Origin of the sequence: Streptomyces sp. NPDC020875 (assembly GCF_040641415.1) — a bacterium.
Lineage (GTDB): Bacteria > Actinomycetota > Actinomycetes > Streptomycetales > Streptomycetaceae > Streptomyces.
The window spans coordinates 66298-84815 of sequence record NZ_JBFADP010000031.1 but is presented as its reverse complement, the minus strand read 5'-3'; the positions used below and the strand labels follow the sequence as shown (position 1 = coordinate 84815).

The 18518-nt window shown below is 74.0% G+C and carries 12 protein-coding genes; 7 read left to right on the top strand and 5 right to left on the bottom strand.

Annotation, left to right across the window (positions count from 1 at the left end):
* Nucleotides 1-130: 130 nt before the first annotated feature.
* Together AB0G74_RS19440 and AB0G74_RS19435 are read right to left on the bottom strand one after the other, a co-directional pair.
* Nucleotides 131-796, bottom strand: a complete 666-nt coding sequence (locus AB0G74_RS19440; protein WP_361147793.1) for a 1,4-alpha-glucan branching protein — start codon at nucleotides 794-796, stop codon at nucleotides 131-133.
* A 182-nt stretch (nucleotides 797-978) separates the two neighbouring features.
* Nucleotides 979-2364 carry a cation:dicarboxylase symporter family transporter gene (locus tag AB0G74_RS19435; RefSeq protein WP_361147791.1) on the bottom strand — a complete coding sequence of 462 codons (1386 nt, stop codon included), beginning with the start codon at nucleotides 2362-2364 and terminating at the stop codon, nucleotides 979-981.
* A 157-nt stretch (nucleotides 2365-2521) separates the two neighbouring features.
* On the opposite strand from AB0G74_RS19435, the gene AB0G74_RS19430 reads away from it, so the two are divergent.
* From AB0G74_RS19430 to AB0G74_RS19405, 6 genes are all read left to right on the top strand, one after another.
* Nucleotides 2522-4225: an ATP-binding protein gene (locus AB0G74_RS19430; RefSeq protein ID WP_361147789.1), complete on the top strand. Its 1704-nt coding sequence runs from the start codon at nucleotides 2522-2524 to the stop codon at nucleotides 4223-4225.
* A 184-nt stretch (nucleotides 4226-4409) separates the two neighbouring features.
* Nucleotides 4410-5114 carry a response regulator gene (locus tag AB0G74_RS19425; protein ID WP_361147787.1) on the top strand — a complete coding sequence of 235 codons (705 nt, stop codon included), beginning with the start codon at nucleotides 4410-4412 and terminating at the stop codon, nucleotides 5112-5114.
* Between the two features lie 149 nt (nucleotides 5115-5263).
* Nucleotides 5264-6103, top strand: a complete 840-nt coding sequence (locus AB0G74_RS19420) for a serine protease (protein ID WP_361147785.1) — start codon at nucleotides 5264-5266, stop codon at nucleotides 6101-6103.
* A gap of 194 nt (nucleotides 6104-6297) precedes the next feature.
* A complete protein-coding gene (locus tag AB0G74_RS19415) occupies nucleotides 6298-7158 on the top strand; it encodes a hypothetical protein (protein WP_361147783.1) in 861 nt (286 codons plus the stop codon).
* Nucleotides 7158-9290, top strand: coding sequence for a bifunctional serine/threonine-protein kinase/ABC transporter substrate-binding protein (locus AB0G74_RS19410; protein WP_361147781.1), 2133 nt, complete (start codon nucleotides 7158-7160; stop codon nucleotides 9288-9290). The genes AB0G74_RS19415 and AB0G74_RS19410 overlap by 1 nt, the downstream gene beginning before the upstream one ends.
* A gap of 52 nt (nucleotides 9291-9342) precedes the next feature.
* On the top strand, nucleotides 9343-11541 hold the full coding sequence (locus tag AB0G74_RS19405; RefSeq protein WP_361147779.1) for a bifunctional serine/threonine-protein kinase/ABC transporter substrate-binding protein: 2199 nt from the start codon (nucleotides 9343-9345) through the stop codon (nucleotides 11539-11541).
* Nucleotides 11542-12031: 490 nt separating this feature from the next.
* Here AB0G74_RS19405 and AB0G74_RS19400 read toward each other — a convergent pair whose 3' ends face one another.
* From AB0G74_RS19400 to AB0G74_RS19390, 3 genes are all read right to left on the bottom strand, one after another.
* A complete protein-coding gene (locus AB0G74_RS19400) occupies nucleotides 12032-13222 on the bottom strand; it encodes a hypothetical protein (protein ID WP_361147777.1) in 1191 nt (396 codons plus the stop codon).
* Entirely contained in the window at nucleotides 13219-14496 is a 1278-nt protein-coding gene (locus AB0G74_RS19395; protein ID WP_361147775.1) for a hypothetical protein, read from the bottom strand. Before AB0G74_RS19395 ends, AB0G74_RS19400 begins: the two co-directional genes overlap by 4 nt.
* A gap of 428 nt (nucleotides 14497-14924) precedes the next feature.
* Nucleotides 14925-15950, bottom strand: a complete 1026-nt coding sequence (locus AB0G74_RS19390) for an ATP-dependent 6-phosphofructokinase (RefSeq protein ID WP_361147773.1) — start codon at nucleotides 15948-15950, stop codon at nucleotides 14925-14927.
* Nucleotides 15951-16341: 391 nt separating this feature from the next.
* On the opposite strand from AB0G74_RS19390, the gene pta reads away from it, so the two are divergent.
* Complete coding sequence (pta, locus tag AB0G74_RS19385; RefSeq protein ID WP_361147771.1) at nucleotides 16342-18462, top strand: phosphate acetyltransferase; 2121 nt, start codon at nucleotides 16342-16344, stop codon at nucleotides 18460-18462.
* Nucleotides 18463-18518: the final 56 nt, after the last annotated feature.

Below are 18518 nucleotides of genomic sequence, written 5' to 3'. Positions count from 1 at the left end.
CGGAGGGCGGCAAAGGGGGCAACCAGGGGCTCGGGGAACTGCGAGACAGGCCACAACGGCGGTGCGGGCCGCGAACGACATCCGCCGACCGGGCGCCGCCCGGATCCCGGGCGCGCCCCGGCGCGCCGGGCTACGACGCGCCGCCGCGGCGAATCGTGGCGAAGACGCCCCTCTCGCGGGAGCCGTCCGCGCCGCGCCAGGAGCCCTCGACGTGGCCGATCGTGCCCTCCGGGAGGGGCTCGCGGGGGTCGCGGTGGAGGTGGAGCGCCAGGTCCGGGCCGAGGGCGACGACGGTGCCCTCACCGTCGTCGGTCACGGTCCCGGGCGCGAGGACATCCGCCGCGCCGGGCAGCGGCGCGGCGGTCCCCGAGTACTCCCGGCTGACGTCGCGGTCGGGGGTGCCGGTGGTGTTCTGGTCCTGTGCCTCCGTCCGGCCCTCGATCAGGGCGAGCAGCCGGGACACGAGGACGGGGTCGTGGCTGCCGTCGTAGACCCAGCGCTTGCCGAGTACCCCGTGTTCCAGCGTGCCGACGAGCGCCGCGTCGTCGTCGGCGCCGTCGAGCGGGGCGCCGCGGTAGGTCAGCGGTACGAGGTGGACGGCCGGTTCGGGGCCCGATTCCTCGGTGAGGACGATGAACTCGATGCCCACCTCGCCCGCCGGGTCGTCGAGCCGGAAGCCGCCGACGGTGGTGGGTTCGGGGGCGGGTCCGCCCCGGTACCAGGGGCGGGTGGGGAGCCAGCGGGCCAGTAGCTCCGGCTTCGTGGGACGAAGGGTGGTGTGGTGGACGACTGCCATTCCGGAACCTCTTTCCCCGGGGACTTCCGTGCGTACGGGCACTCGTACCCTCTCATTCGCCGACGCCGCCCGCGGTCCGGGAACCGCCCGGGAACGGCGAGGGGCGGCCCGTGCGTCGGGGAAGTACGCACGGACCGCCCGGGTCCTTCGGGACCGGCCCGGTCAGGGGGCCGTCGCGAGGGTCACACCTTCGCGGGGACGCCCTTGTCGGTACGGGCGTCGGGGACGTCCGCCGGGGAGTCGCAGGTGTCCGCGACCGGTCCGCCGTGGCCGTCGTCGAGGAGAGTGGACTCGTCGAACGGGATGCGCCCGGCGAGCACCTCGGTCATCCGGTCCTTGTCGATCTCCTTGGTCCAGGTGCCGACGAGTACGGTCGCGACCGCGTTGCCCGCGAAGTTGGTCAGCGCCCGCGCCTCGGACATGAAGCGGTCGATGCCGACGATCAGGCCGACGCCGTCGACGAGTTCGGGCCGGTGCGACTGGAGGCCGCCCGCGAGGGTGGCGAGTCCGGCGCCGGTGACTCCGGCCGCGCCCTTCGAGGCGATGATCATGAAGAGGAGCAGGGAGATCTGCTCGGAGGCGCTCAGCGGGTCGCCCATCGCGTTGGCGATAAAGAGCGAGGCCATCGTCAGATAGATGGCGGTGCCGTCGAGGTTGAAGGAGTAGCCGGTGGGGACGGTGATGCCGACCACGGGCTTGCTGATGCCCGCGTGCTCCAGCTTGGCGATCAGCCGCGGCAGGGCCGACTCCGAGGAGGAGGTGGAGACGATCAGCAGGAACTCCCGGCCCAGGTACTTCAGCAGGGACCACAGGTTGACCCCGGCGACCAGCTTCAGCAGCGCGCCGAGGACGACGAAGACGAAGAGGGCGCAGGTGACATAGAAGCCGATCATGATGACCGCGAGCGACTTCAGGGCGTCGAGGCCGGTCTCGCCGACCACGGCGGCGATCGCGCCGAACGCGCCGATCGGGGCCACCCACATGATCATCGCCAGGATGCGGAAGACCAGCCGCTGGATGTGGCCGATACCGCGGAGGATCGGCTCGCCCGCCTTGCCCATCGCCTGGAGGGCGAACCCGGCCAGCAGGGCGATCAGCAGCGCCTGGAGGACCTCGCCCTCGGTGAAGGCGGAGACCAGGGTCTTGGGGATGATCCCGAGCAGGAACTCGGCGGTGGACTCGCCGCCCGCGCCCTCGGCCGCCTTGTCGCCGGCGGCCTTGGCCTCCTCGGTGATCGAGAGCCCGGAGCCGGGCTCCAGGAAGTTGCCGACCAGCAGACCGATCGCCAGGGCGACCGTCGACATGATCACGAAGTAGCCGAGGGCGAGCCCGCCGACCGCTCCGACCTTCGCCGCCTGCCGTACCGAGCCGATACCCAGCACGATGGTGCAGAAGATGACCGGCGCGATCATCATTTTGATCAGATTGACGAAGCCCGTACCGATGGGCTTCAGCTCGACCGCGACCCCCGGGGCCGCGAAGCCCACGGCGATACCCGCAAGCACCGCGATGATCACGGCGATGTACAGGTAATGCGTACGGTCTCTGCCGCCTGCTGTCGCAGCCAAGGGGTCCTCCTCGATGAAATTGCCAGGTCCATGTCCCGTATGGATTTCGGCGAATATCCATCACCCTGTGACCCGGGTCACCGTTGCGTACATTTCGTTCACGACCGAATCGTTCACCGCCCGGCAATCTCCGCGAAACGGAAGGCACACTGGTGCCATGCGCATACCCCGCCCCCGCAGCCTGGCGGGCCAGCTCTACGCGATGCAGGCCGTTCTGGTGGCGGCGATCGTGGCGGGCGGTGCCTTCTTCGCCTATGTGGTCGACCGCTCGCAGGCCGAGGAGACCGCCCGCCGCCAGTCCACCGCGACCGCCGCGGCCGTCGCCGACTCGCCGTCGGTCGCGGCGGCCGTCCGCTCCGCCGATCCGACCGCGATCCTCCAGCCGTACGCGGAAAGGGTCCGCCGGGACGCCGGGGTCGCCTTCGTCACGATCATGGCCCCGGACGGCATCCGCTGGACCCACCCCCAGCCGGAGGAGATCGGCCGCCCCTATCTCGGCCACACGGAACAGGCGCTGCGGGGCGAGGTCTACAGCGAGACGACGGTGGGGGTGCTGGGCTCCTCGATCCGTACCGTCGTCCCCGTCTACGCCACGGAACCCCCCGGTGACGCGGCCGGACCGTCCGGCGGGCGGCGGATCGTCGCCCTGGTCAGCGCCGGGATCACGATCGACCGGATCAGCGAGCAGGTCCGCGGGCAGGTGATGGGGCTGCTGGTGGTCGCGGGCGCCGCCCTCGTCCTGGGCGGGGTCGGCACCCATGTGATCAACGCCCGGCTGCGCCGCCATACCCACGGTATGAACGCGGGCGAGCTGAGCCGGATGCACGACTACCACCAGGCGGCCCTGCACGCGGTCCGGGAGGGGCTGCTGATGCTGGACGGCCGGCGGCGGATCGCCCTGGTCAACGACGGCGCCCGGGAGCTGCTCGGCCTGGGCGGCGACGCCGTCGGCCGTCCGGTCACCGAACTGGGGCTGCCGCCCGGTCTCACCGGCGCGCTGCTGGCCTCCGAACCCCGGGTCGACGAGGTGCATCTGACCGCCGACCGGGTCGTGGTGGTCAACACCAGCCCCGTCGTCGGCGGGGAGCACCGGGGCACCGTGGTCACCCTGCGGGACCACACCGAACTCCAGGCGCTCTCCGGCGAGCTGGACTCCGAACGCGGCTTCAGCCATGCCCTGCGCTCCCAGGCGCACGAGGCCGCCAACCGGCTGCACACGGTGGTGTCGCTGATCGAGCTGGGCCGGGTGACGGAGGCGGTCGACTTCGCCACGGCCGAACTGGAGCTGGCCCAGACCCTCACCGACCGGGTCGTCGGCGCGGTCGGTGAACCCGTCCTGGCGGCCCTGCTGCTCGGCAAGGCCGCCCAGGCCAACGAGCGGGGCGTGGAGCTGGTGCTGGCCGAGGACAGCCGGATCGACGACGGGCTGCTGCCGCCGTCGCTCCCGGCCCGTGACCTGGTCACCGTGCTGGGCAATCTGGTCGACAACGCGGTGGACGCGGCCTCGGAGGCCGCTCTCTCCGGGGCCCGGCCGGGCCGGGCCCGGGTCACCGTCACGGTCCGCGCGGAAGAGCACCGGCCCGACGCCGCCGGTGGGCGGGGAGCGGCCGGCGAGGGCCGGGAGGGCGGTGGCGAGCTGCTGCTCCGGGTCCGCGACACGGGCCGGGGCGTGGCCCGGGAGAGCGCCGGCGAGATCTTCCGGCGCGGCTGGACGACCCATGGTTCGGGACGGGGCCTCGGACTGGCCCTGGTCCGCCAGGCGGTGCACCGGGCGCACGGCACGATCGAGGTGGGCACGGGCGACGAGGGCGGCGCGGAGTTCACCGTACGGCTGCCGCTGGGGGACGGGGTCCCGGTATGACGCCGGACGCCTCCGGCCCGGCCCGGGAAGCGGCCGGGACGGTCGCGGGAGCGGCCCGGGAGGCGGACCGTACGGCCCCGGGCGCGGCCCGCCCCGCGCCGGGAGGTGACGGGGGCCACGGGCCCGCCGGGCCCGGTGACGTACGATCGCCGCTGCCCATCGGCACCGGGGAGGTGCAGCAGCCATGAACGCGGACGGAACCGCTCGGACCATCGGTGTCCTGGTCGTCGAGGACGACCCGGTCGCCGCCGACGCGCACGCCCTGTACGTCGGCCGGATCCCCGGTTTCACCGTCGCGGGCGTGGCGCACTCCCGGTCCCAGGCGGTCCGGGTCCTGGAGCGCCGCCGGGTCGATCTGCTGCTGCTCGACCTCTATCTCCCCGACGGGCACGGCCTCGGTCTCGTCCGGTCGCTGCGGGCCGCCGGGCACGGCGCCGATGTGATCGCCGTGACGTCGGCCCGGGATCTGGCGATCGTCCGGGAGGGCGTCTCCCTCGGGGTGGTGCAGTACGTCCTGAAGCCGTTCACCTTCGCGACGCTCCGCGACCGGCTGGAGCGGTACGCCGAGTTCCGCGCCGCCGCCGGTGAGGCCAGCGGTCAGGAGGAGGTGGACCGCGCCCTGGCGACCCTGCGCGCCCCGGAGGGCAGCGCCCTGCCGAAGGGCCTGAGCGGGCCGACGCTGGAGTCGGTGACCCGGACGCTCCGGGACACCCCGGAGGGCCTGACGGCGGCGGAGGCGGGTACGGAGGTCGGGATCTCCCGGATCACGGCCCGCCGCTACCTGGAGCATCTGGTGACCCAGGGCCGGGCGGTCCGCAGCCCCCAGTACGGTCAGATCGGCCGCCCCGAACTCCAGTACCGCTGGGTCACCGGCCCCGGGAAGCGCTGATCCCCGGCCCATCGCCGGGTTGACCCAACCGGGTGACGGTCGGGGGGACTTGGCGGAGAGATGGAACGCCTCGGCCCGGATTCCCGTCCTGCTGCGCGGAAGAGCGCGGCACAGACCGGTCGCGCCGTGAACCAGGGGGAACCATGTCCATGACGTCCAAGGCACCCGAGGCACAGCAGGCCCAGAACGACCCGGCGAACCGGACGGCTTCGAAGGCGTCGGCGGCCGTCCGGCGTACCGCCGCCGTCCTCGCCACGTCGGCGCTGGCCGCGACCACCCTCGCGATCACCGCGAGCCCCGCCAGCGCCGTCCGCGACGGCCAGAACACCACCGTCACCGACCACCCTTACGCGATGCTCCTGCTGACCCCGGACGGGCGGCAGGCGTGCGGGGGCACCCTGGTCGCGCCGACCAAGGTACTGACGGCCGCGCACTGCGTCGACGAGCCCGGCAACGACCAGTTGCGGGTGGTCGGCGGCCGGACCGAGATCGCGAGCACCAAGGGCACGGTCCGCACCATTCGCTCGATCGCCCTGCACCCGCGGTACGACCAGGCGTCGCTGGCCAACGACGCCGCCGTGATCACCCTGAACCGGGCGATGCCGTACGCGCCGCTGCCGGTCGCGGGCCCCCGGGACAACGCCCTCTACCGGGTGGGCTCCACCGCCAAGGCGATGGGCTGGGGCCGGATCGCCCGGGACACTGACGCCACCCGGCTGAAGTCGGCACACCTCGTCCTGTCGCCGCTCGCCGCCTGCGAGCCCTTCACCGACCCCGCCGACAGCCTCGCGAAGAAGGTCTGCGGGACTCCGCCCGCCGGGACCACGAACAGCACCTGCCGGGGCGACTCGGGCGGCCCGCTGGTCGCCGGGGGCAAGCTGATCGGCATCGTCAGCACCGGCAACAAGTACTGCGACACCGAGCATCTGAAGTCCGTCTTCACCCGGGCGAGCGCCGTCGCCGCGGACCTCGGTCTGCCCACCGGCTGACCCGGCCCGGCCCCGTCCCCGCCCGGCGGGCCCGGCCCCCGTCGCGGGGCCGGGCCCGCTCCCCCGTTCGCATACTCCTGCCGCCGCCCGGGAACCATGAGGTGTCCGGCGAGCATCGCTATGGGCGCGGACCGGCGCCCCAGGGGGCCGTGTCCGGTGCGCGCCGAGCGGACACGATGCGAAGGGCGGGGATCGTGGCGGAGAGAAAGGCCCGGTGGGGGTGGGGAGCCCTCGCCTTGTGCGGGATCCTGGTGGCCGGTTGTACCGGTGGCGGGGACGGCGACGAATCCGGTAAACGGCCGTCGGACGCCGCGGTGGTCGTGGCACCGGACCGGGACGTCGAACCGGCTCCCACGCTGGAGCCGGCCGATCCGGCGGCGCTGCCCCGCACGGCGGCCGAGGCCAGGAAGATGATCGACAAGCTGATCGTCGGGCCCGAGGGGCTTCCGGCGGGGACGCGGAAGGCTACGCCGTACGAGAGCGATACCGCCACCTGGTCGGTACTGCGGAGCGACTGCGTCTGGAACCGGGAGCCGATCCCGGACGACGTACTGGCCACCCTCACCCGGCACTTCGAGCTGCCCCCCACCGACGGGAAGGGCCGGGTCCGCTTCTCGGCGACCATCACCTTCCACCGTACGGCCGCCGACGCGGCGTGGGAGCAGGCCCGGGTGGTGGAGGAATCCCTCCACTGCGACGAGCAGGTACTGCGCCGGGGCGAGCGGCTCACCGGGCTCAATCCCCAGCCCGCCCGGTTCGGGGAGGCCGCCAACCTGCACAGTGAGGACGCGCTGACGGAGGCGGGGATGTGTGTCAGTGAGCGGCACGGCGGGCCGTATCCGTACACGTGGCAGCAGGTGACCTACGGCTCGATGGTGCTGTCGTCCTCGGTCTGCGCGGGTGCCGGGTACACAGACGAGGCGGCGTTCAAGCTGGTGTCCGAGGTGGTGCCCTACACCCAGCTCAGGGCGCGGGAGGAGTTCGGCCGCGAACCGGGCCCGAAGAATGGTTCGAAGGCGACGGCGTCGCCGTCCGCCCCGAAGGACGGTGCGTGATGGAGCGACTGCTGCCGTCCGACCCCTCCCGGCTCGGCGTCTACCGGCTGCTGGGCCGGCTGGGCGCGGGCGGGATGGGAGTGGTGTATCTCGCCAGGTCGGACCGGGGCGAGCTGGCCGCGGTCAAGGTGATCCAGCCCGAGTACGCGGCCGAGCGGGCGTTCCGGGCCCGGTTCCGCCGGGAGGCGGACACCGCCCGCCGGGTGCGCAGCCCCTGGGTGGTGCCGGTCCTCGACGCGGACACCGAGACCGGATCGCCCTGGCTGGCCACGGCGTTCGTCCCCGGCCCGTCGCTGGCGGAGGCCGTCGCGGAGTGCGGCGTACTGCCGTCGCGGGCGGTCAGGGTGCTGGGGAAGGTGCTGGCCAGGGCGCTGGCCGAGGTGCATACGGCGGGCCTGGTGCACCGGGACGTCAAGCCGGGGAACATTCTGCTGGCGATGGACGGGCCCCGGCTGATCGACTTCGGGATCGCCCGCTCCACGTCGGCCGAGGCGACCGAACTGACGTCCGCCGGGGTCGTAGTGGGCAGCCCGGGGTTCCTCTCCCCCGAGCAGGCGCGGGCGCACGAGGTGGGGGCGGCGAGCGATGTCTTCTCCCTGGCGTGTGTGCTGGTCTACGCGGCCACCGGCCGGCCGCCGTTCGGACTGGGCGCGGTGGACGCGCTGCTCTACCGGACCGTCCACGACGCCCCCGATCTGACGGCGATTCACGACGAGGAGTTGCGGGAGCTGCTGGGCCGCTGCCTCGCCAAGGACCCGGCGGACCGGCCGTCGGCGGCCGAGGTCGACGAGGCGCTGGCGGAGGACGCGCCGGAGGGCACGATCGACTGGCTGCCGGATCCGGTGGTGACGGTGATCGCCCGGCGGGCGGACGCGATGCTGGCCCTGCCCGGTATCGAGCCGACGCTGGTCCCCGAGGCGACCGTGCCGCAGCCCGCCGCCGCGCCGGGGCGGCGCCGGTTCCTCGGTCTCGCGGCCGGTGGTACGGCGCTGCTCGCGGCGGGCGGCGGTACGGCCCTGTGGTGGGCGTTGCGCGACGACGAGAAGGAGCCGGTGGCGGCCGGACCGCGCCGGGTCATCGGACTGCACGCCGACCTCAGCGGCCCGCAGAAGGCCGAGGGCCTGGTCCAGGAGCGGGCCGCCCGGCTGGCGGTGGCCGAGTTCAACGCCCGTGCGGAGAAGCCGTTCACCCTGGTCCTGCGGGTCCTGGACGACAAGGGCGAGGCGGCCAGGGCGGTGGGTGCGGCCCGGCGGCTGACGAACGATCCGGAGGTACTGGGCGTCGTCGGACCGACCGGTTACATCTCGGGGGTGGCCGCCGTCGAGGTGTACGAACGGGCCCGGCTGCCGCTGATCTCGGTCTCCGAACTGTCGCTCGCCGCTGCCCAGGAGTCCCTGTTCGCCTCGCCGAAGTGGTACTACCGAGCGGCCCCGCTCCGGCCGTACACCGCCTACGCGACGATGATGGCGATCTCCGCGCAGGGCGCCACCCGGCCGGGCCTGCTGATCGACCGCGCGGGCGGCCTCACCGGCTGGGAGATGACGTTCCTGTCGAAGGGCGCGGCCGGGGGCCTCAAACTCGATCTGGCCGTCCGGGTCGTACCGGAACGGGCCGCGCCCGATTCGGTCGTGGCCGATCTGCTCTCCCGGGGCATCGACAGCCTGTACTACACCGGCACCCCGAAGCGGGCCGCCGTGGTCGCCCGCGCGCTGAGCGGGAAGGGCTTCACCGGCCCCCGGTTCCTCGACTCGCTGTCGGCGACGGCCGACTTCACCGGCGCCGCCGGTGCCACGGCCGACGGCTGGCAGTCGCTGACCCCGTACATCGGCCCCGAGGCCGCCCGGGTCAAGACCTTCGCCACCGCCTATCGCGCACGGTACGGCGCCGCCCCGCCGGTCACGGCCGCGGAGACCTATGACGCGATCCGGCTGCTGGCCGACCGGATCGGCTCGCTCCGGGCCGGGGCCGGCCGCCGCGAGCTGGGCGGCGCCCTGGCCGCCGCCGAGTTCAAGGGGCTGGCCCAGACCTACGCGTACGACGACAGCGGCTATCTGAAGGCCACGCATGTGCACCACTACAAGGTCGAAAAGGGCCGGTTCGGCTATGTCGGCCCTCTGAAGCTGCCCACCTGACGGTGCAGCTGCCCACCCTGACGGCCCGGCGAGGACGGCGAGGAACAACACGATGGACGCACTGCGTCCCGAAGACCCCGAGTCGCTCGGCGGGCACCGGCTGCTCGCCCGGCTCGGCTCGGGCGGCATGGGCACGGTGTATCTGGCCCGCGCCGCCGACGGAACGCCCGTCGCCCTGAAGGTGATCCGGGCCGAGTACGCCGCCGATCCGGCGTTCCGGGCCCGGTTCCGCCGTGAGGTACGGCTGGCGAGCGGGCTCACCGGGGCCTGGCTCGTCCCGGTGGTGGCGGCCGACCCCGATGCCCCGGCACCCTGGCTCGCCACCGCCTTCGTACCGGGGCCCTCTCTCACCGAGGCGATGGCGGCCGGGCCGCTGCCGGGGCGTACGGTCGCCGTCGTCGGCGCCCGGCTCGCGGCGGCCCTCACCGAGGTGCACACGGCGGGACTGGTGCACCGGGACGTCAAACCCGGCAACGTCCTGCTCGCCCTCGACGGGCCCCGGCTGATCGACTTCGGCATCGCCCAGGGCGCGGGCGTGACCGTACTGACCGCGCCCGACATGGTCGTCGGCACCCCCGGCTATCTCTCCCCCGAACAGGCCAGGGCCACCGACGGGGAGGTCGCGGCCCCCAGCGATGTCTTCGCCCTCGGCTGCGTCCTCGCCTACGCGGCCACCGGGCGGCGCCCGTTCGGCACCGGCGACCCGGGCGCCGTGCTGTACCGCACCATCCACGAGGAGCCCGACCTCGACGGGCTCGACACCCTGCTCCCGCCGGAGCTGGCCGGGGCGATCACCGCCTGTCTGGCCAAACACCCGGAGGACCGGCCCACCGCCGCCGCGCTCCGGGCCGTCTGCGAGACCGCCGGAGGCATCGGGGCCGTCGGGGGTGGTGCGCCCGGTGGGGCGGACTGGCTGCCGCCGACGGTGGTACGGCTGGTCGCCGACCGCTCGGCCCGAGCCCTGGACCCGCCGCCCCGGCCGGCCGGAGAGACCACGGTCGCGTTCCCGGCCGGACCCGGCGGGCGGCCCGCCACCCGGCGCCGGGCGCTGATCATCGGCGGCTCGGCGGTGGCCGCCGTCGCCGCCTCCGGCGTCGGCGCCGCGAGCCTGATGTTCCGCCGCGACCCGGACGGACAGCGGGACGACCCGAGCCCGGTCCCCACCCGGACCATCGGCCTCCAGGCCGACTTCTCCGGCCCCGGCAAGGCCGACGCCACCGCCCAGGAACGCGGCGCGCGGCTCGCGATCGCCGCGCACAACGCCCGGCGCGACCGGCCCTTCACCCTCGCCCTGGCCGTCCGCGACGACCGGGGCCGGGCCGCCGAATCCCTGACGGCCGCCCGGCGGCTGACCGGGGACCCCGCCGTGTGCGCGGTGATCGGCCCCACCACCACCGCCGCCGTACGCGCCGCGGTCCCCCACTACACCGCGGAGTCGATGCCGATCCTCCTCGTCTCGGCCGACCCCGACGACACCGGGACCGCCCTCACCGACACCCGTACCCTGATCGCCGCCCGGGCCCCCGGCTCGTACCGGACCTACCCGGTGCTCTCCTATCTGACCCGGGTCGCCGACAGCAGCCGAACGGCCCTCGTCGAGGACGCGGCGGCGGGCGCCGAAGCCCGCTCGATAAGCCGGAATCTGTCCGAGGCACCGCCCAACGAGGGCACGACGACCGTCCATGTGATGCCCGCGAACCGGACCGACTTCACGACGGTCGTCCGCGAAGCGCTGGCCACCCGGCCGCACGCCGTCGTCTTCGCCGGAACCTCCCCCACCCGGGCGGCGGCCTGCGCCCGGGCCCTCACGGCGGCCGGATTCACCGGCGCCCGGACCGGCTTCGAACCCGCGATGCGCCCGGCGTTCCTCGAAGCGGCCGGACGCGCCGCCGACGGCTGGATCTTCGAGGCGCCCTATATCGACGTGCCCTCGGCCGGCAGCAAGGCGGCCCGCGCCTTCACCGCCGCCCACCGGGCCCGGTACGGGGCGCCACCGGCCCGCTGGTCCGCCGAGGCGTACGACGCGGTGGGCCTGGTCGCCACCGCCCTCGCCGCGTTCGGCTCCCGCGCCTCGGTCACCCCCGGCGAGGTCGCGGAACGCGTCTTCCGCTCCAGCTACGAGGGCATCGCGAAGCCCCTCGCCTTCCAGGCGAACGGCACGCACATGCTCCAACTGGAGAGATCGGCGTTCCTCTACCGCGCGGAGAACTCGAAGTTCCGCTTCCTGGGCCGCTTCGACCAGGTCAAATAGCGCCGCGTCTCCCTCAAGCGAGGTCACCCCTGCGCCGCCCGAACTCCCCGGGCCGCGCCCGGTGGCTTGATGCTGTTCGCGGCCTGCGGACCGTGGCCGGCAGGTCTCGCAGTTCCCCGAGCCCCTATGCCTCCGGCAATGGGGGAACCCCCAGCGCCTTGGCCCTCCACGGCATCGCGAAAATACCCGGGTCTCGCCCGGCGACCTGATGCTGTTCGCGGTCCGCGGACCGTGGCTGGCTGGTCTCGCAGTTCCCCGAGCCCCTAAATGCTCTCCCCGGCATCGCCTTTGGAAGGAGGACCCGGCCTCTCCGCGAGGGCGGCGAGGCCCTTTCAGGGGCGGCGAGAGGGAGAGCATTTAGGGGCGCGGGGAACTGCGCGAGCAACCCACCACGGGCGGCAGACCGCAGACGGCCTGAAGACGCCGGGCGGACCCGGGGCAGGGGCGCGAGGCGCGAGCAACCCGCCTCGGCGAGGAGGGCAGGGGCGCGTCAGCGCGTCCCAAAAGAAGCCGCGGCCGGGGCCGGATACGTACAGCCGCGCTTCACCGCCGACGCCCTCGCGAACGCGTCCAGCGCCCGGCGGGCCCCGGGGTCGGCCGAGGCGCCCCGGAGGACGTACAGGCCGCGTTCGTCGCCCCGCGCCCCGCACGCCGCCGCGCTCCGGACAGTCACGGATTCCTCCGGGTCAGGCGGCTGGGCGTACGGTCCGTAGTACGCCTCCAGGGTGTAGCCGTCGCTCCGGCCCCGCGGTGAGCCGCCGAACTCCTCGGCGCCCGGTGTGCCGACAACCCGGCAGTACTCGCGGGGCGAGAGCCCGTGTCCGCCGCCGTCGGCGACCCGGGCGCCGGGGAAGCCGGGCCGTACGCCGGTACACGCCCCGCGCGCGGCGGCGGGCGGTACGGCTTCGTCGTCGGCGGGCGGCAGCGGCACCGTACGCGGCACGGCCGCCCCGGACGGCGTCCCGCAGCCGTATCGCTCGCCCGCGCCGGTGGCGACGGCGGTCACCAGCCGGGCGAGGGCGACGCGTTCGGCGGGGTCGTCGGTGGCGCCGCCCTCGATCGTGGTCTCGGCGGTGACCAGCAGGTCGGGGGCGCAGTCGAGGAGGACCGCGGCCGTCTTGCCGTCTTCGTGGGAGTCGTCGTCCAGGAAGCCGTACCAGCCGTGTCCGAGGGGAACGGGTGCCGTGGCGGAGGCCCCGGGGTGGTGGGGGTCGGCGCGGAGCGCGGCCCGGGCCCCGGCCGCCGGTACGGACCGTACGCCGATCTCCACCGAGCCTTCGCGGCCGAGGTGTTCACCGGTTTCGCCGCCGGTGCGGACGAGGACGCATCGCAGGTGGAGCGGGTTCGCCGGGTCTCCGCCGCCTTCTGCGATCCGGTGTTCCCGGTCCTCGGCGAGGGGGCCGGGTCCGAGGAGGGCCCGGACCTCGGGGGCGGGGGTGAGCCCGTCGCAGGCCGATTCCAGGGCCCGGTCGCGCCCCCGGTCGGAGAGTTCGTCCCCGAAGGCGGCCCACGCGGCGACGCCCGCCACCAGGGCGAGGGCCGGCAGCACGGGGCGGGTCCGCCACCGGGAGGCCGGGAGGACGGAAGGGGCGGACGGCGGCGGCACGGGTCCCGGGGGGCCTGGCCGCTCCTCGTCGTAGAGGATCTCGCCCGCCGGGCGGTGGTCGCCGGGGTGGCTCATCGGGTCCGCTCCGGAAGCGTCGTGGTGTCGCGGCAGCCGGTCCGCCGGGGCCAGCCGTCGGACGCGGCCGAATAGGCGGCCAGCGTGCGGCGCGCGGTCTCCGTGAGCCGGTCGGCGTCGGCGCGGGATATCCGGTGCCACCCCTCGGCGTCGGGGGTGGTGCGCGGCGGGGTGACGGCGACCCGGTGGTAGGCCCGTACTCCGGCCCGCTTCCCTTCGCCGCACAGGGCCGACGCCGATACCGACGCCTCGGGCGGGTCGCCGCGCCAGGTCCAGGAGCCGTCGTCGCTCCGGGTATTCGGCCCGCCGTCGTCGTGGAGCCGGGTTCCCCAGCCGCCGGTGCCGCTCGCCGCCTCGACCCGCCGTCCGTCGGGGTGTTCGATCGCGCAGACTCCGGCCCGGGTGGCGTACGGCTCACCGGGGACGGCGGTCCAGCCGCCGCCGAGGCCCAGGGCGTGCGGGTCGAGCCAGCGGCAGAGCGCGGGGTCGGCGGCGCCGCTCGCGGGGGCGGGGCCGTCGGGGACGGCGGTGCCGAGGTCCGTACCCCGGCATCCGGCGCGTTCGGTGACCCAGTCGGCGACGGCGACGGCGGTCCGGGCCGCCGCTCGCCGGTCCGCCAGGTCGCGGGCCGGTCCGTCCCGGTCGTCGGCCACTCCGGCGGCCGACCGGTCACGCGGGAGTACGGCCCGTACCCGGATGTCGTTCGTCCGGCCGCCTCCGTGCCGGGTGATACCGGCGGGACAGTCGACGACGAGTGTGGCGGCGGCCCAGCGCTGTTTGAGCTGGGAGCCGCCGAGTGCGGACGGCGGCAGGGCCAGCGGGAACGCCTCCGCCCTCAGCCTCGGCAGTACCGGTGTGTCCTCGTCGGGCTCCCCGACGGCGGTGGCCCGGACCAGGACCTCGGCCCCGTGCTCACCTCGTGGTCCGCCGCCGCCCCAGAAGAGCCGGCAGTCGAGCAGTGCCCGGGTGCCCTGTCCGGGATCGGTGCCGAGGAGGGTGCCGTACTCGGCCGTCCGCCCCCGGGAGTCGTCGGGGAGGTACGGGCGCAGTCGCTCGGCGGGCAACAGCCCCCGGCAGGCCCGGTCGAGCTGGGCCCGGTTGTCGGCGAGCCGGTCCCGCCGCTCCAGCGCTCCGGTGACGGTGGTGCCCGCGGCGATTGTCGCGATCAGTGCGAGGGCCAGGGCCACCCCGGTACGGAGCCGGGGCCGCCGTAACCGCCGGGACCACCGGCCCGCCCGGCCGTCGCCGGTACGTTCCCCGTCCGCTCCCCGCATCCGCACGCCCCCCCAGACCGTCCGGCCCTGGTTCGGGGGCCGCGCGGGACGCTATCAAAGGAAGTACCCGGGCCCGGTCATCACCGGCCGATCCGCCCGCCGGTCGCCATCCGGCCGGGACCGGACCGGGCCCGCCCGGCTGACCTGCCCGGACACTGTCCGACCCCGGCCGGGACATGTCCCGGACAGGGAATCCCTTGCCCCGGCGGCCGGTCCGGGCGGAAGGTGGAGACGCCGCCGCGGCACCGGAGACAGGGGCACTGATCGCGGGAGCGGGGCGGCTACGGGGGAACACACGAATGGCCTCGGCCGACGACACGGGGATCGACCGAGGCCATTCGTCTCGCCATGGGGAGCGTCGCCGGGACGCCCGGCGACACCCGTCCACCGCGTGCCGCACGCGTCCGGCGGGGCGACGGACTTCTCTTCTAGAAGACGGACTCCGCCTCGTTCATCCGCTCCTCGGGAACCTTCTTCAGCTCCCGGACCGCGTCCGCCAGCGGCGCCATCAGGATCTCCGTCCCGCGCAGGGACGTCATCTTGCCGAAGTCGCCGCGGTGCGCGGCCTCGACCGCGTGCCAGCCGAAGCGGGTGGCCAGTACCCGGTCGTACGCGGTGGGGACACCGCCGCGCTGGACGTGCCCGAGGATGACCGGCTTGGCCTCCTTGCCGAGCCGGTGTTCCAGTTCGACCGCCAGGCGGTTGCCGATCCCGAGGAAGCGCTCATGGCCGAACTGGTCGATCTCGCCCTTGCGGTAGTCCATGGAGCCCTCCGCCGGGTGCGCGCCCTCGGCGACGCAGATCACGGCGAACTTCTTGCCCCGGGCGAACCGCTCCTCGACCATCTTGACCAGGTCCTGGACCTCGAAGGCGCGCTCCGGCAGACAGATGCCGTGGGCGCCGCCCGCCATTCCGGACTCCAGGGCGATCCAGCCCGCGTGCCGCCCCATGACCTCGACGACCATCACCCGCTGATGCGATTCGGCGGTGGTCTTCAGCCGGTCGATGGCCTCGGTGGCGACGGTGACCGCGGTGTCGAAGCCGAAGGTGCGGTCGGTGGCGGAGATGTCGTTGTCGATGGTCTTCGGGACGCCGACGACGGGCATGCCCGCGTCGGAGAGCATCCGGGACGCGGTGAGGGTGCCCTCGCCGCCGATCGGGATGAGGACGTCGATCCCGTACCGCCGCTGTATCTCGCCGCAGTTCTCGGCCGCCTCGCGCAACCTGGCTCGTTCCAGCCTGGCCGAGCCGAGGATCGTGCCTCCCCGGGCGAGTACGCCGCTCACCGCGTTGAGGTCGAGGGGGCGGTAGTGCCCGTCGAGGAGGCCCTTGAAGCCGTCCTCGAATCCGATGACCTCGTCGCCGTGCCCGGTGATGGCCCGGTGCACGACCGACCGGATGACCGCGTTCAGTCCGGGGCAGTCGCCTCCGGCGGTGAGCACTCCGATTCGCATCGCGCTGTGTCTCCTGCTCGTCAATGGGACGTTTGAGCCGGAAAACAATTGTTCCACGCCCCGGGGGCCGCCGCTGCCGGTTCCCCCGGGGCCGCCGTCCGGCTCCCTCTCCGGCTACCCCGGGAAACCCCGCCGACCCCTTCGGCGTCCCGACCAGCGCCCGAGGGGCCCGGTCGGCACCGGCCCGGCTCCCCGAGCCGCCCGCCAGGCGCCTAGCGCACCGACAGAGGTATCGTCAAGAGGCACAGACCGCTCACCGGCGGTTTCTTTTACGGCCCTCACCAGGCCATAAACGCATAAAAGTCATAGAACGCTACGAACACTACAACGGACGAGTCGCACGAACACCACGATGGCGTGAGCGGGCGGACGGGCGGACAGGAGAACACACGTGACGCGCAGCGTGTACGTGACCGGAATCGACCGCGGAGACGGCCGCCAGGTCGTCGAGCTGGGGGTGATGGAACTGCTCACCCGCCAGGTGGACCGGGTGGGCGTGTTCCGGCCGCTGGTGCACGACGGACCCGACCGGTTGTTCGAGCTGCTCCGGGCCCGCTACCGGCTGACCCAGGACCCGGCGACCGTCTACGGCCTCGACTACCACGAGGCGTCCACCATCCAGGCCGAGCAGGGCACGGACGAGCTGGTCTCGCGGCTGGTGGACCGGTTCCACCGGGTGGCCAGGGAGTACGAGGTCGTCCTGGTCCTCGGTACGGACTTCGCCGCCACCCAGCTCCCGGACGAGCTGGCGCTCAACGCCCGGCTGGCCAACGAGTTCGGCGCCTCGGTGATCCCGGTGGTGGGCGGGCGGGGCCAGACCGCGGAGTCCGTACGGGCCGAGGCGCGTAACGCCTTCCGTGCCTACGAGGCGCTGGGCTGCGACATCCTCGCCCTCACGGTCAACCGGGTGGCGCCCGTCGACCGGGCGGCGATATCCGAGCGGCTCGCGGCCCGCCTCCCCGTCCCCTGCTACGTCCTCCCGGACGAGCCCGCCCTCTCAGCGCCGACCGTCGCCCAGATCACCCACGCACTCGGCGGAACGGTTCTGCTGGGCGATGACTCGGGCCTCGCCCGGGACGCCCTCGACTTCGTCTTCGGCGGCGCGACGCTCCCCAACTTCCTCACCGCCCTCACCCCCGGCTGTATGGTCGTCACCCCCGGCGACCGGGCCGATCTGGTGGTCGGCGCGCTGGCCGCGCACTCCGCGGGCACCCCGCCGATCGCGGGCGTACTGCTCACCCTCGACGAGCGGCCCACCACCGAGGTCCTCACCCTGGCGTCCCGGCTGGCCCCCGGCACCCCGGTGATCTCGGTCGCGGCCACCAGCTTCCCCACCGCCGCCGAGCTGTTCCGGCTGGAGGGCAAGCTCAGCGGCGCCACCCCGCGCAAGGCGGAGACCGCCCTCGGCCTCTTCGAGCGCCATGTCGACACCGGTGAGCTGCTGGCACGGCTCGCCGTCGCCCGCAGCGGCCGGGTGACGCCGATGATGTTCGAGCACGAGCTGCTGGAGCAGGCCAGGGCCGACCGCCGCCGGGTCGTCCTCCCGGAGGGCACCGAGGAGCGGGTCCTGCGCGCCGCCGACGTCCTGGTCCGCCGGGACGTCTGCGATCTGACCCTGCTCGGCGACCCGGACGTGATCCGCAAGAAGGCCGCCGATCTGGGTATCGACCTCACCTCCGTACAGCTGATCGATCCGCACACCTCGGAGCTGCGGCAGCCGTTCGCCGAGCGGTACGCGCGGCTCCGGGCCCACAAGGGCGTCTCGGTGGAGCTGGCGTACGACGTGGTGGCGGACGTCAACTACTTCGGCACCCTGATGGTCGAGGAGGGTCTGGCCGACGGCATGGTCTCCGGTTCGGCGCACTCCACGGCCGCCACCATCCGGCCCGCCTTCGAGATCATCAAGACCCGCCGGCCCACGGACCCGGGCGGCGGGGCGGCGATCGTCTCCTCGGTCTTCTTCATGTGCCTGGCCGACAAGGTGCTGGTCTACGGCGACTGCGCGGTCAATCCGGACCCGAACGCCGAGCAGCTCGCGGATATCGCCGTCCAGTCCGCCGCGACGGCCGCCCGGTTCGGGGTGGAGCCCCGGATCGCGATGCTGTCGTACTCGACCGGGACGTCCGGCTCGGGCGCGGACGTGGACAAGGTGCGGGAGGCGACCGAGCTGGTCCGCGGCGCCCACCCGGAGCTGCGGATCGAGGGCCCGATCCAGTACGACGCGGCCGTCGAGCCGTCCGTGGCGGCGACCAAGCTGCCGGAGTCGGAGGTCGCGGGCCGGGCGACCGTGCTGATCTTCCCGGACCTGAACACCGGCAACAACACGTACAAGGCCGTCCAGCGGTCGGCGGGCGCGGTGGCCGTGGGTCCCGTACTCCAGGGTCTGCGCAAGCCGGTGAACGACCTGTCGCGCGGCGCCCTGGTCGGCGACATCGTGAACACGGTCGCCATCACGGCGATCCAGGCCCAGCCGGTACGGGAGCGGTCCGAGGCGGCGCCCGCGCCCGTCTGACCCGTACGCCCCCTGCCCCCGGCCCCCTCCCCGTCCTCGCACACAGAAGGCATCGC